Source organism: Pseudoruegeria sp. HB172150, assembly GCF_013184805.1.
In the GTDB taxonomy this organism is placed as follows: domain Bacteria; phylum Pseudomonadota; class Alphaproteobacteria; order Rhodobacterales; family Rhodobacteraceae; genus Psychromarinibacter.
Window position 1 is genome coordinate 584,538 of sequence record NZ_JAATNG010000002.1, and the last position, 14,099, is coordinate 598,636.

Genomic DNA, 14,099 nt, shown 5'->3' on the forward strand with positions numbered 1-14,099 from the left:
ATGCTGACCTGGTTCCTTCCGCTGTTTCTGGTCTTCATCCTTGTCGGGATGCCGATCTTTTTCGCGATGCTGGCGGCGCCCGGCATCATGCTGTGGGTGACCGATTCCACCCGCGACTGGAACCTGCTGTACCGGAATGTCTACAACGGCATAGACAGCTTCCCGCTAATGGCGATCCCGTTCTTCATGCTTGCGGGCGAGATGATGAACCGCGGCGGCATCACCCATCGGCTGGTCGAGTTCAGCCAGGCGCTGATGGGCCATTTCCGCGGCGGGCTGGCGCAGGTGAACATCCTGTCCTCGATCCTGTTCGCCGGACTGTCCGGGTCGGCCGTGGCCGATACCTCAGCCCTGGGGTCTATGCTGATCCCGGCGATGGAGCGCGAGGGGTATACCCGCCGCTTCGCCGCGGCGGTGACGGCGGCCTCGTCGGTGATCGGCCCGATCATTCCGCCGTCGGGCATCATGATCATCTATGCGTACGTGATGGGGGAATCCGTCGCGGCGCTGTTTCTCGGCGGAATCGTCCCCGGCATCCTTGTCGGCATCGGCCTTATGCTGTGCGTCCGCGTTCTGGCCGACCGCTACGAGCTTCCCCCAGCCAAGCGCGTGGTGCGGGAAAAGATCGAGATCGGGGCGGTCGAGTACTGGCTGAGCTTCGCGCTTGTGCGCCTGAACCTGGCCGGTCTGGTCTATCTGCTGTCGCCGGTGACGGAGGAAACCGCCACCTCGACAAGCTGGATGATCTTCTTTGCGGCGCTGGTGGTCATACACTTCATGGTCCTCAGCCTGCGCCGCCTTGCGAGCGAGGATTTCCGCAGGACCTGCAAACGCGCGGTTCTGCCGCTGCAGACGCCGGTGCTGATCCTGGGCGGCATCCTGGGCGGGGTGTTCACCCCGACAGAGGCCGCTGCCGTCGCCGCGGGCTATGCGCTGATCGTGTCGCTGTTCATCCTGCGCACGATGAAGCTGCGCGACCTGCCGAACGTGCTGACCCGGGCTGCGCTGACGTCTTCCGTCGTGTTGATGCTGGTCGGCGCGGCCATTGCGTTCAAGGTGGTCGTCGGGCTGTCGCACCTGCCGGAGACGATGGCCGAGTGGGTGCTTGGCCTTACCTCGAACCCGCTGATCCTGCTGTTCCTGATCAACGTGCTGCTGTTCGTGGTTGGCATGTTCCTGGACGCCGGGCCGGCGATCATCATCCTGGGCCCGATCCTGGCGCCGATCTTCATCGACCTGGGCGTCCACCCCGTGCACTTCGCCATCATCATGAGCGTGAACCTGACCGTCGGACTGGCGACGCCACCAATGGGGTTGATCCTGTTCGTGGCCTCATCGGTCTCTGGCGAGAGGGTCGAGACCATCGCCAAGGCGATCCTGCCATTCCTGCTGGTCGAGATTCTGGTGATCTTCCTGATCACCTATGTCCCCGCAATTTCCATGACGGTTCCGACGTTCTTCGGTTTCGTCAAATAGAGATCCGCAAACCAGACCGAGATTCAGAGGAGGGAGACAATGCTGAAGAAACTGATGGTGACCATCGCGGCCGCCGCGATCGCGGTGCCTGCGCTGGCGCAGGATTACACGCTGCGCGCCAACGTCCCGGACAACCGCGAGGACGAAGACTGGGACGGCATGCTGGTGTTCAAGGACTATGTCGAGAAGGCGTCGAACGGCGCCATCGCGGTAGAACTTCTGCCGGGGACGACGCTGTGCGCCAACGGCGCGGAGTGCCTGCAGTCGGTGTCGGACGGGACGCTGGATATCTACATTTCCACCTCCGGCGGCGCGGCGGGCATCTTTCCCTATGTTCAGGTGTTCGACCTGCCATACCTGATGCGCGACGACCGGGTGGCCGAGGACGTGCTGACCGGGCCGTTCGTCGGCATGCTGCGCGAGAAGATCCTTGAGGATTCGGGCGGCACGATCCGGCTGATGACCATCGGCAACACCGGCGGCTGGCGTAACTTTGCCAATACCAAGAAGACGGTGAAGACGCCGACGGATCTGGAAGGCATGAAGATCCGTACCGTGGTAGCTGACCTGCCGCAGGAACTGGTCAAGGCGCTGGGCGCCTCGCCCACGCCGATCCCTTGGCCGGAGCTGTTCACCTCGTTCCAGACCGGCGTGGTCGAAGGGTCCAAGAACGGGATCACGGACATCATGGGCATGAAGTTCCCCGATGCCGGCCTGACCCACATCACGCTGGACGGCCACGCCTATATGGCGGCGCTGTGGTACATCAACAACGAGGTGTTCATGTCGATGCCCGAGGACCTGCGCCGCGTTGTTGCAGACGGGTTCTACCAGTTGCAGCAGGCCACCTTCGCCTCGCCGAAGCGCAAGTCGATCTCCGCCTACGAGGAGTTCCGCGAGGCAGGCGGCGAAATTTACGTGCCGTCGCCGGAAGAGAAGGAGATGTTCCGCGAGGTGGCTGCGCCGGTTTATGACTGGTTCAAGGAGAACATCGACGGCGGGTCGGAAGTCTATGACGCGCTTGTTGCCGCGGCGGCCGAAGCCGAGGAGCGGATCGGCAGCCTGAACTCGATGGCGATGGAGTAATCCGGGCCTTCAAAGCGATTTCCGGGACGGGGTCAGGCGTCGTCCCGGAACTCTACGGGGTCTACCCCGAGCTTTTCGAACAGCGCCTGCGCGCGCGGACTGCTGAACAGCTCGTATTCCTTTAGCCGCGGTTCAGCCATTTGCGGGGCGTAGGCTTCCATCCCGTCGGCTGCGTTGGCGTGCAATCCCCAGAAGTGGCAGCCGGATCCGGCACCCCGGACGATATGCTCAATATGTGCTTCAATGTCGGTGTCAGGTGGACAGAACCCAATCAGGAACTGGTCAAAGATCTTCGCGCCGCGCTGCTCGACCTCCGCAAGGAATTCTTTCAGGTAGCCTGCGTCAAATCCCGGTACGGCCACCGCCGCAATCAGGGCCGACAGGTCGCGACACGCAAGCACAGGAATGCCGTAGTGGTCGGAGGCGTCGAGCACCGCACCGATGAACGGTTCCAGGAACGCCGTGCCCATATGTGCGTCCAGATGTGTCGGTCGGATACCGTCTGCGAGCGCGCGTTCAATCTGCGCCGCAATCTCGTCGGCCACGGCGGCAGGGTTGGCGCTGGCGGCGACGGAACCGGGCCGGCGGTGGAAGAAGCCTTCGTCATCGGTCAGCCCCTTCGCCGGGCCGATCATTGGACGCCAGCGATAGGTGGACCACTCCGATGTTAGGGTAAGGTGGACGCCCAGGTCCTGACCGGGATTCTCCTGCCAGTCATCGCGTGCCATTGGGTACCAGGGGCAGGGGACCATGACGCTGGCCGAGCGCACCACGCCGGACTTGCGTAAGTCCTTCCATGCGACCACCGATCCGTAGCTGACGCCCACATCGTCAAGGTGGAAAGCGATACGCGTTGCCGGCATCAGCGAAGCCCGGGTTCGGCCGGGTCGAGCACTAGATCGACAAGATGCAGGCTCCATTCGGGATGGTTCTGTACAAGTGACGCCGGAAATGCACCGGTCACCGGACCATAGGCGAGGCGGCGGATCGCGGCACATTGCCAGTCGCGGTTCATGAAAATGCGCAGGCGGCGGGCGGACAGGATTTCCTTCATCCCGACGGTGACCGCGAGGCGCGGTATACGTTCGGCATTGCCACGCGCTGCAGTGACGGAATTGATCAGCCGCGTTTCGGTTGTAAGCGCCACGATCCGCGTTGGCAGAGACGCGAGGAATTCCGGCGCGTCTCGTCCCGGGATCGGGTCGTTGAAGGCGAGGTGCCCGGTGATGCCGACTCCGGCATAGGTCACGTCCACGCCGCCCATCGACTCGATCAATGCCGGCACAGCGGTGGTGTCTGCGGGGTCCGGTACGACCACTTCGGGGCGCAGGTCCTCCGGCAGGTCCGACAAGGCCCGTGCCATGTGTCCGCGAAAGCTGAGCGGGTCGTCTGCGGCAATCCAGGCACCCGCATCGGTCAGGTATTCGTCCATGATCAGGAGTGTCAGCCGGTTGAGGGATATGCCTTCGTCCCGGCACCGCGCCGAAAGAAGGTCGTACTGTCCCACCGGTCCCACCGGACAGATCATCAGCACGTGTTCTCTCCCGGCTTCCAGTGCCGCTCGGAAATCCTGCAGGATGAGATCGGCGAAGGCCGAGATCATCGCACTGTTGTCGGCGAAGATCTCGGCTCTACCGGAAAGCCGCGCGGTTAGGTCGCTGCGGCTGAGCCTCAGCGCCTCGCGTGTCTCTGCGTCGAGCCCGTGATACGGGTCGTCCTCCTCCCTCTCGTTCATGCCGATCCCATTTCTCCTCGCCTTCGCCTTCCTGCCTCAGCGGTAGGGATAAAGCCAGTCTCGATAATCATGTACCAGCGTATGTGCCTTGGCGATCTGTTCGGGCGTCATCTTTTTTACGATTTCTTGCTGGCTGATCGCGCCGTCGGGATCGCCGCCTATGGCCGACAGCGCGTACCACATGTAGGCGCGCACGAGGTCCGGCGCCGGTACGCCGATACCAACCTCGTAGTACCAGGCAACGCCTGTCTGGGCGCCAGGATGTCCCTTCATCGCCGCCCGCAGGTACCAGTCAAAAGCGCGCTGGTAATCCTGCTCTACGCCGAGCCCCATCGCGTACATCACGCCGATCAGCTTTTCGGCATCTGCGTTGCCTGATTGCGCAAGCGGAACCAGCGACCTCATCGCGGTATCGAATTCCCCGGCTTCCATCTGATCGCTCGCAGTTTCCAGCGCACTATTGGCAAGCGCGGGGGCGAGCGGCATAGTCATGCAAAATGCCAGCAAACAGCGGCGGAAGGCTTCGGGGAGGAACGTCATTCGCATTCTGGTCACGTGTCTCGCATTCCTGGTTTCCGCCACTCCCAGTCAGGCGGAGACTTCCGATCTACGGCCTCTGTCCGAAGCGGACTACCGTCCTTATGATCCTGCGAAGGCCGAGATCGGTCGGTTACTGTTCTACGATAAGATTCTGTCGGGTAACCGCAACATTTCTTGCGGTACCTGCCATACGATCGAAGGCGCAACCAGCGATGGACTGTCGCTCGGCGTCGGTGAGGGTGGCGTCGGCACAGGTCCTGAGCGCCGCATCCCAGACAGCGCAGAGCGCCCGGATTTTCGCATGTCGCGAAACACCATGGCCATGTTCAACCTGGGCCACCGGTCGATCCGTACGCTTCTGCACGATGGGCGTGTGACTGCCGAAGATACATATGGGCGTGGCTTCGATACCCCTGCCGAAGAATGGCTTCCCTTAGGGCTTCAAAGCGTCCTGGCCGCTCAGGCCCTGTTTCCGCTTGCCAGCCGGATCGAAATGGCGGGCCGGGCCGGCGAGAACGAGGCCGGTACGGCGCGAAACGAACGTATCGACTATGCTTGGCCAATCCTCACTGCACGGGTCGCCACGATCCCGGAATACATGGATATGTTCGCAACGGCGTTCTCGGATGTATCGACTCCCGAGCACCTGACGATCGCCCACATTGGAAATGCCCTGGACGATTTCATCAATTCCGAATGGAGGACACTATCAAGCCCATTCGATACCTGGCTATCGGGCGATGGGTCGGCGTTTTCGACTGCGCAAGGTCGGGGGCTCGAACTGTTCTACGGGAAGGCCGGCTGCTCGGAGTGTCATTCCGGGCAGCTGCTGACGGACCAGCAATTCTACGCCTTGGCTATCCCGCCGTTCGGCCCCGGGCGGGTCCGCCGGTTCGATCCCTATGCCCGTGATCTTGGCCGAATGGTCGAGACCGACCTGCAGGATGATGCCTATCGCTTCCGCACGCCTTCTTTGCGCAACGTTGCTAGGACCGGTCCATGGGGCCACAACGGCGCATTCGCATCGCTCGACGCGGTCGTGAGGCACCATCTGAACCCACTCAGTTCCCTCGCAGCGTGGGACAGCGGCCAGGTCGTACTGCCACAGGATGCTCAGTTCGCAAAGACGGATTTCGTGGTTCTGGAAGACCGTTTCGAAATGGACCGATACCGTATGCGGGTAGACATTGAACCAATTACGCTCTCCGATTCCGAGATATCGGATATCGTCGCATTTCTTCATACTCTGACCGACGAGGCGTCGATTCCTGGCCGCCTCGGTAAGCCCGAAGTCGTGCCCAGCAATCTGCCGGTCGATTGACGTATGCGCACGATAACTGAATAGGACCTGGGGCACATGCGACGGGACGGCTTTCAGGGCCGTTCCAGTCTGCAGGCAGAGCGATTTCCTAAGTTCGTCCGCTACGTATCACCGTGTTGGCTTTTCTGTGAACCTATTTCGCGGCCCTGTCCGCCCGCAGTTTGGCGCAATGTTCGGATTCAACTGATGCGAGAATGGGAACATGGCCCGGCCTTCGATTGTCCAGTGCGCGAAAGTGTCAAAGGTCAGTAGTTCCTCCCTGGTTTGGACAGGTTTCCGGATCCCATGATCGGTCACTCCCGACCAACAAATATTTCCAAGTGGCCATGTCATCGAAGGGAGGTAGCCCACTGGAAATGTTCATGTTCTCTGAGTTTCCAGTATGGGCACCCCAAGGGTACGGACATGTTCGAACCTTACGTCATCCATGCAGTTGCTAGACGATTTACTCAGCGTTGATAGCGACTCGGAGGCGACTGACACTCAGTAGCGAGGAGCATCGCATCCACGTCAACGAATGCTGTGAAGTCTTGGTGCCGAATTCGAAAGATGTGGAATCAATCCGGATACCTCCGACGAGGAAGCTCCTCGAATTATTCGTCGGTAAGCGGTCAGGCGCACAGGGTCCGAAGTTCAACCCGCGTCCGCCGCTGCAAACTCCGCCTCCCGCCGAGGCGGTCCTACAGGCCACAGACTGAATTCGAAGTATTCGGTGCCGCGCCAGCACCAGGAGAACAACCCAGCCCGTAGGGCGCCGTCATTAGTGAAATGCCTATGAACAGACCCATGTTTCATGACAATCTGTCAGGTTCAGCGGCTATCCTCCGGACCAGAGGCTGGCTGTCGAAAACACCCGAAAGTTTCGCGGACGCTCTGCTTGAGCGTGCGATGTTCCGGCGCCTGGAAAAAGGGGCGACCCTGTTCAGGGCCGACGACAGCCCGTCCGGGTTATTCGGCATTGTCTCGGGGGTTGTGTCAGTAGAGCAGATGTTCCCCGACAGGGGGCCTGCGATCTCCGGACTCAATCGTGAAGGTGACTGGATCGGCGCAATCGAGATTTACGACAACTCGCCGCGGGTTTCGACGGTAACTGCAACGCGAAATTGCAACGTGGTGTTCGTGCCGCGCGGTCGAATCATCGAACTTACAAGCTCGGATCCTGCAAACTGGAAATGGCTCGGTTGTCTGGTCTCTATGCAACTGCGGCAAGTCTTGTACATGCTCGACGACATGCGAATCCGAAATCCGTCTGGTCGGATTGCGGCCACACTGCTTCAGCTTGGCAATGTAAGGAACGTTAGGCAGCTGGGGAGTGAAAGGCCCTCTTTGGAAGTCACTCAATCCGACGTCGCTCGATTGACCACTTTGTCGCGGTCGTCGGTCGCGGAGCATCTGAGCCTGCTTGAACGGGGCGGCTACATTTCGAGATCGTATGGTGCAATCCGTATCACCGATGTGTCCAGGCTACGAAAACTGGCAGACGAGGTTTCTGAAGACGACTGACAATCGATCCAGGGTTGATCGCAGATGAAGGGATGAGCCCATGCTGAAAAATCTGATTCCAACCTCTTCGGCTGTTCTCATCTCATGTGCGGGAGCCGCAAGCGCACAGCAAACTGATTGGGATTTCAGCGCTTCAATCTACCTTTTTGGGGCCGGCACGACCACTTCCATCGACTCTCCAGCTGGCTCGGTCGAAACGGAATTGAGCTTCGGCGATGCTTTGGAGAATCTCGATTTTGCCTTCATGGGCGCGTTTGAGGCGCATAACGGGCGCTGGGGCGCTTTTGTCGATTTCATGTATTACGATCTGGCCTTCGACGCCGATATTTCCGGGCCGAACTTTGCTAGATCAGAGACCTCTCTGGAAATGACTGCGGTTACGGCGGCGGGACTATACAGGGCTTATGAAGGGGCTGTCGTGACCCTGGATCTGGTCGCTGGCTTCCGCTGGTTCGATATTGACTCCGCGGTGGAACTCACACCGGCCGGAGGCGCGGCCGTACCCGTCTCCTTTGGTGCCGGAAGCGATTGGATTGACCCTATCATCGGTGCTCGGGCCAGGTTCGCATTTGACCGGAACTGGAGCGCGACGGTCTATGCAGACTATGGCGGATTCAGCGGCGACAGTGAGACATGGCAGGTTCTGGTCACAGCAGATTATACCATTAATGAACGCTGGACCCTTCGTGGTGGGTATCGCCACATCTCTTTCGATCACGATATCGGCGACTCGAATTTGCACATCGAACAGTCCGGACCCGTTCTCGGAGTTACCTTTCAGTTCTAGCTCGCGGGGCCGGAACGATCCATTTGGTGAGGGTCCTGGCACTCTGACATGTCACTGTCGCGAGTGGACAGTCAGAAACGTCGTATCTGCTAGCATGGCTCGGCATTGGTAGCGGAGGGTGCGTCGCGCTTTGTTTGCGGCGTTCAGTCGAAGCATGGTTCCGAGGACTGAAGCTGAGCAGTTGGATCTGGCGCGCGCCTTCGCGCGACGCCAGGGCTGGCTTGCCGAAACGCCCTCGCACTTTGCCGACTTATGGCTTTCAAAATCCGGCCTCGTTCGATTTGACAGCGGCGACGAGGTCTGCCGGTTAGGAGAGGCAACGGATGGAATTTATGGCGTAGTCAGCGGTTCCGTGGCGCTCGCACTGACACAGGGAGCTACGGTGCGAAATCCGGTAACCGTACACCTACCGGGATCCTGGTTCGGGGAGACGGAACTGCTCGAAACGAGTTCCGCACGAGGGTTCTTCTTTGCCAACAGGCAATGCGAATTGCTTGCCGTTCCAAGAGCAGAGGTTCTACGCATGGCTGAGGAGCGGCCGGAATGCTGGCGATGGCTCGGTTTGCTGAGCGTGCGCCAGATCCGAACTGGCCTCGAAACGCTTGAGGACATCAGAAGGCGAAACGCCGCGGCGCGTATTGCCGCGACAATCCTGAGTATCGGACGGGTCAGATGGCGGGGGAATATGCCCGAGCCATCGAATGAAATCGTGATTACACAAGGTGAACTTGCGGCCCTGTCCGTCGTCTCTCGCGCTTCCGTGGTTCAGTTGCTGAATGAATTTGAAAACGCTGGCCTGATCAAAAGGCTCTATGGCCGTATTCGGCTAACGGACGCCACGAACCTTCGAAAAATCGCGGCGCAAAGATAATAACCGGGGACACAGCACCTGCATCCCCGGTTCTAACATTGTGACTACTACGCGAACCAACGGGCGCCTGAAGCCGCCCGCTTCTGAAGATCAGCAGCGCCGATCCAGGATGGCCTTGACCTCACTGCGTTTCTCCGAGGAGTTGAGATCGGAGTCATTGATGATGGAGTTCATCGAAGCGACATCACCGGAATAGAGGTTGCCCATGCAGTCTGCCGACACGCCGTTGTCTTCCAGGAGCGATTTGATGTGCGATTCCATGTTGCTGAGCGTCAGAGAGCCACTTTCGTAAAGCTCTTCCTTGTAAGTCTGCTGAGCGGACAGCCCAGTTGCGCCCATAACAAAGACCAGAGATATTGCAGCCAGCTTGTACATAAGTTCATTCTCCCATTGAGTACTGCGATTGCCAGGCCGTACCAGCGGTTTTGACCTTAGCCTGTTCTTGCCCCACATCTGTCCCACACAATCGAAGGGGAAAATGTCAGGTGCAGGCAATTTTCCGAAATTTTTGTTCAGCACCCGAGCCGTCCAATACTGTGAACGGTGATGAGCCGATGTAAGGCAGAATGGTTTGGTCGCCCGCGGTGACTTGAGCGTTTGGCCATGCGTCGGGAAGATGACGATTTCGGTTTTGAGTTCGATTAACCTGAGAAGGGGCGCGGCGCCCACTGCAACTGTTGGTGGGCATAGTTCTGAACCTGGTCGCATAGTGGCTTGTCCAGAGTTGAGAAGTTTGATCCGCCTCAAGATGCGCTATCGGGTGCAATCGCTCCAAATGAGGCCCGTCGCCGTTCTGCAGCCATCCGTCGATCGGTTGGATCTCGGCTCTCGCTAAGGCGCCAGTCGTCCCCAATCCTGATCCGCTTTTATCATGCCGTCCGGTTCAAGCATGGCGCCGATCGACAGCCGGCTCGACAGTCGATTTGGACAGGCTGCCGCGATGACTCTGGCAGACCGATTTGGTCAGTTTCGGGCGTTACGCAGGCCCGGGCCACAACCACCGAGAGAGCTGCGAAAAAAAGGACAAAAAAGGCAGTGCTGGGGCCATACGTGTCACCGGCTGTTAACGAAGCTTTCCTTGACGTAAGGAAGACCGGGGTGCCAACATCGTCGTCGTTGGGGGATTTCTTCTAGATCGAAGATGACCTCGTTGGCGTGCGTTCAGTTGCATTTCTCGAGAGTATTTTGTTTTGCCAGTGAAATTGTTGTTCCCGAGAGTAGCGCCAACAAGATCAGCACGATCTTCACCAAGGCTCCCAGCAAAATCGCTCTTTCTAGATGGCTCTCAAACGGGTGGCCCGGGGCAACCGGCTTCACTCGTCGGGCATCTGATGCCGGGCGCCAGTGGCAGCGCGCCGGCAATATTTTCAGCATGATTTCAATCCGAAGTGGGGGCACTAGGAATGGCTGACATCATCTACGACGCAGTTGGCGTTACGGAGTTTGACGGGACCTCGGGGGACGTTGTGGAGGTCGAACACGACGCGGCGTATGGGGTTCCGGAAGGCACGGTGGCGTTTTCCTTTACCGCGGCAGATACCAACGGTCGGCAGGGGCTGTTTACCAAGGATGCCTCGGGCTATGCCGGCGGCGGCAACCACTTTGTGATGTTCCTCGACAAGTCGACGCTGAAGGCGCGGTTCCAGGATGGCGCGAACGAGGTCTACCTGACCTATTCGGGGATTACGCCCGGTCAGGAATACGAGGTTGCGGTCACCTTCGGGCCAGCAGGGGTCGAACTCTGGATCGACGGGGCCCTGGTGGCGAGCGATCCGCTGGTGATGGACTGGACGCTCAATGTCGAGGTGATGCAGTGGGGCGGCCGCGGCTGGGGCAGCGAGAGCGGCGCGACCGGCTTCGATGCGCCCTTCGAAGGCGCGATCGCCGATGCCCGGATCTATTCCGGGGTGCTGACACCGGAGCAGATCGCCGATCTGGCCGCGACCTCGAGCGCGGACAACGCGCCGCCGGTACCCGGGGATGACAGCGTCGGCACCGACGAGGACGTGGCGCTGGTGATCCCGGCCGCCGATCTGCTCGCCAATGACACCGACCCGGACGGCGGCACGCCCGTGATCCTCGGGATTGCGTCCCAGCCGGGCCATGGCAGCGCGAGCTACGATCCGGTGTCGGACACCGTGACATACACGCCCGAGGGGGATTTCCAGGGCGATGACAGCTTCACCGTGACGATCGGCGACGGGGCCGGGGGGACGGCGGAGTCGACGGTGAGCGTCACCGTTGCGCCGGTGAACGACGCACCTGTCGCAGCGGATGATGCCGGCGGCACCGTGGTCTTGGGCGGGTCTGTCGTGATCGACGTGCTTGGCAATGACGGTGACGTGGACGGCGACGTGCTGGCCGTGACCGGGGTGACCGATGGCGCGCTGGGGACGGTAACGAACAACGGCGACGGCACCGTCACCTACACGCCGGTCTCCGGCACTGGCGACGACAGTTTCACCTACACAATGGGCGACGGCGCGCTTTCCGACACGGCGACGGTAACAGTGACCGTTCTGTCTGAACCGAACACGCCCCCGGTCGCGGGGGACGATGACTATTCGGTAGACGAGGACACGATGCTCAGTGTGGCCGCCTCCGGTATCCTGACCAACGATACCGACGCGAACGGCGATGCACTGAGCGTGACATTGGTAAGCGGTGTCTCCCACGGGGAGCTTGTGCTGACCGGCGACGGCTCCTTCAGCTATACACCGGATGCGGATTTCAGCGGGACGGACAGCTTCGAGTACGAGGTGGCTGACGGCAATGGCGGTACCGATACCGGCACTGTCACGCTGACCGTGGCCCCGGTGAACGACACGCCCGCCGCGGCGGACGACACGGTGCAGACCGGCGAGGACGAGACCGTTGTGATTGACGTACTCGGCAATGACGGCGACGTGGACGGCGATCCCTTGAGCGTGACCCTGGACAGCGGCCCCTCGAACGGCAGCGCGACGGTCAATCCGGACGGCACCATCACCTACGACCCGGACCCGGGCTTCACCGGCTCCGACCAGTTCACCTACGCCGTCGATGACGGAAACGGAGAAACCGACACCGCAAACGTCAGGGTCAAGGTCACCGGCTCTGTGGGCATCATCTACGACGCAGTTGGCGTTACGGAGTTTGACGGGACCTCGGGGGACGTTGTGGAGGTCGAACACGACGCGGCGTATGGGGTTCCGGAAGGCACGGTGGCGTTTTCCTTTACCGCGGCAGATACCAACGGTCGGCAGGGGCTGTTTACCAAGGATGCCTCGGGCTATGCCGGCGGCGGCAACCACTTTGTGATGTTCCTCGACAAGTCGACGCTGAAGGCGCGGTTCCAGGATGGCGCGAACGAGGTCTACCTGACCTATTCGGGGATTACGCCCGGTCAGGAATACGAGGTTGCGGTCACCTTCGGGCCAGCAGGGGTCGAACTCTGGATCGACGGGGCCCTGGTGGCGAGCGATCCGCTGGTGATGGACTGGACGCTCAATGTCGAGGTGATGCAGTGGGGCGGCCGCGGCTGGGGCAGCGAGAGCGGCGCGACCGGCTTCGATGCGCCCTTCGAAGGCGCGATCGCCGATGCCCGGATCTATTCCGGGGTGCTGACACCGGAGCAGATCGCCGATCTGGCCGCGACCTCGAGCGCGGACAACGCGCCGCCGGTACCCGGGGATGACAGCGTCGGCACCGACGAGGACGTGGCGCTGGTGATCCCGGCCGCCGATCTGCTCGCCAATGACACCGACCCGGACGGCGGCACGCCCGTGATCCTCGGGATTGCGTCCCAGCCGGGCCATGGCAGCGCGAGCTACGATCCGGTGTCGGACACCGTGACATACACGCCCGAGGGGGATTTCCAGGGCGATGACAGCTTCACCGTGACGATCGGCGACGGGGCCGGGGGGACGGCGGAGTCGACGGTGAGCGTCACCGTTGCGCCGGTGAACGACGCACCTGTCGCAGCGGATGATGCCGGCGGCACCGTGGTCTTGGGCGGGTCTGTCGTGATCGACGTGCTTGGCAATGACGGTGACGTGGACGGCGACGTGCTGGCCGTGACCGGGGTGACCGATGGCGCGCTGGGGACGGTAACGAACAACGGCGACGGCACCGTCACCTACACGCCGGTCTCCGGCACTGGCGACGACAGTTTCACCTACACAATGGGCGACGGCGCGCTTTCCGACACGGCGACGGTAACAGTGACCGTTCTGTCTGAACCGAACACGCCCCCGGTCGCGGGGGACGATGACTATTCGGTAGACGAGGACACGATGCTCAGTGTGGCCGCCTCCGGTATCCTGACCAACGATACCGACGCGAACGGCGATGCACTGAGCGTGACATTGGTAAGCGGTGTCTCCCACGGGGAGCTTGTGCTGACCGGCGACGGCTCCTTCAGCTATACACCGGATGCGGATTTCAGCGGGACGGACAGCTTCGAGTACGAGGTGGCTGACGGCAATGGCGGTACCGATACCGGCACTGTCACGCTGACCGTGGCCCCGGTGAACGACACGCCCGCCGCGGCGGACGACACGGTGCAGACCGGCGAGGACGAGACCGTTGTGATTGACGTACTCGGCAATGACGGCGACGTGGACGGCGATCCCTTGAGCGTGACCCTGGACAGCGGCCCCTCGAACGGCAGCGCGACGGTCAATCCGGACGGCACCATCACCTACGACCCGGACCCGGGCTTCACCGGCTCCGACCAGTTCACCTACGCCGTCGATGACGGAAACGGAGAAACCGACACCGCAAACGTCAGGGTCACGGG

12 protein-coding genes are annotated in these 14,099 nt (G+C 61.0%); 7 read left to right on the top strand and 5 right to left on the bottom strand.

Translation table 11 applies throughout. From position 1 onward, the window contains the following. Together HCO70_RS14570 and dctP are read left to right on the top strand one after the other, a co-directional pair. A complete protein-coding gene (locus HCO70_RS14570; protein WP_172297337.1) occupies positions 1 to 1,476 on the top strand; it encodes a TRAP transporter large permease in 1,476 nt (491 codons plus the stop codon). A 39-nt stretch (positions 1,477 to 1,515) separates the two neighbouring features. Next, entirely contained in the window at positions 1,516 to 2,562 is a 1,047-nt protein-coding gene (gene dctP / locus HCO70_RS14575) for a TRAP transporter substrate-binding protein DctP (protein WP_172297339.1), read from the top strand. Positions 2,563 to 2,594: 32 nt separating this feature from the next. On the opposite strand, the gene HCO70_RS14580 is transcribed toward dctP, so the two are convergent. Genes HCO70_RS14580 through HCO70_RS14590 form a run of 3 tightly spaced genes read right to left on the bottom strand, consistent with a single transcriptional unit; the run spans position 2,595 to position 4,789 of the window. Further along, entirely contained in the window at positions 2,595 to 3,425 is an 831-nt protein-coding gene (locus HCO70_RS14580; protein ID WP_172297341.1) for a ChbG/HpnK family deacetylase, read from the bottom strand. Continuing rightward, entirely contained in the window at positions 3,425 to 4,297 is an 873-nt protein-coding gene (locus HCO70_RS14585; protein ID WP_172297343.1) for a glucosamine-6-phosphate isomerase, read from the bottom strand. The genes HCO70_RS14580 and HCO70_RS14585 overlap by 1 nt, the downstream gene beginning before the upstream one ends. A gap of 36 nt (positions 4,298 to 4,333) precedes the next feature. Then, the gene (locus HCO70_RS14590; protein ID WP_172297345.1) at positions 4,334 to 4,789 is read right to left on the bottom strand and encodes a tetratricopeptide repeat protein; all 456 of its coding nucleotides are present in this window, start codon (positions 4,787 to 4,789) and stop codon (positions 4,334 to 4,336) included. Between HCO70_RS14590 and HCO70_RS14595 the strand changes: the two genes are divergently transcribed. From HCO70_RS14595 to HCO70_RS14610, 4 genes are all read left to right on the top strand, one after another. Further along, on the top strand, positions 4,788 to 6,158 hold the full coding sequence (locus HCO70_RS14595; protein ID WP_172297347.1) for a cytochrome-c peroxidase: 1,371 nt from the start codon (positions 4,788 to 4,790) through the stop codon (positions 6,156 to 6,158). The genes HCO70_RS14590 and HCO70_RS14595 overlap by 2 nt on opposite strands. Positions 6,159 to 6,944: 786 nt before the next feature. After that, the gene (locus HCO70_RS14600) at positions 6,945 to 7,661 is read left to right on the top strand and encodes a Crp/Fnr family transcriptional regulator (RefSeq protein WP_172297349.1); all 717 of its coding nucleotides are present in this window, start codon (positions 6,945 to 6,947) and stop codon (positions 7,659 to 7,661) included. Positions 7,662 to 7,701: 40 nt separating this feature from the next. Continuing rightward, the gene (locus HCO70_RS14605; RefSeq protein ID WP_172297351.1) at positions 7,702 to 8,448 is read left to right on the top strand and encodes a porin family protein; all 747 of its coding nucleotides are present in this window, start codon (positions 7,702 to 7,704) and stop codon (positions 8,446 to 8,448) included. Positions 8,449 to 8,602: 154 nt separating this feature from the next. After that, positions 8,603 to 9,319 (top strand): Crp/Fnr family transcriptional regulator, encoded by a 717-nt coding sequence (locus HCO70_RS14610; protein ID WP_216665441.1) that lies wholly within the window; start codon positions 8,603 to 8,605, stop codon positions 9,317 to 9,319. Between the two features lie 90 nt (positions 9,320 to 9,409). Here the strand turns inward: HCO70_RS14610 and HCO70_RS14615 are convergent, their stop codons facing one another. Both HCO70_RS14615 and HCO70_RS14620 read right to left on the bottom strand, forming a co-directional pair. Continuing rightward, positions 9,410 to 9,694 (bottom strand): hypothetical protein, encoded by a 285-nt coding sequence (locus tag HCO70_RS14615; RefSeq protein ID WP_172297355.1) that lies wholly within the window; start codon positions 9,692 to 9,694, stop codon positions 9,410 to 9,412. A gap of 786 nt (positions 9,695 to 10,480) precedes the next feature. After that, a complete protein-coding gene (locus tag HCO70_RS14620; RefSeq protein ID WP_172297357.1) occupies positions 10,481 to 10,693 on the bottom strand; it encodes a hypothetical protein in 213 nt (70 codons plus the stop codon). Between the two features lie 29 nt (positions 10,694 to 10,722). On the opposite strand from HCO70_RS14620, the gene HCO70_RS14625 reads away from it, so the two are divergent. Further along, positions 10,723 to 14,099: Ig-like domain-containing protein (locus HCO70_RS14625; protein WP_172297359.1), on the top strand; the 3,377-nt coding region annotated here is incomplete at its 3' end.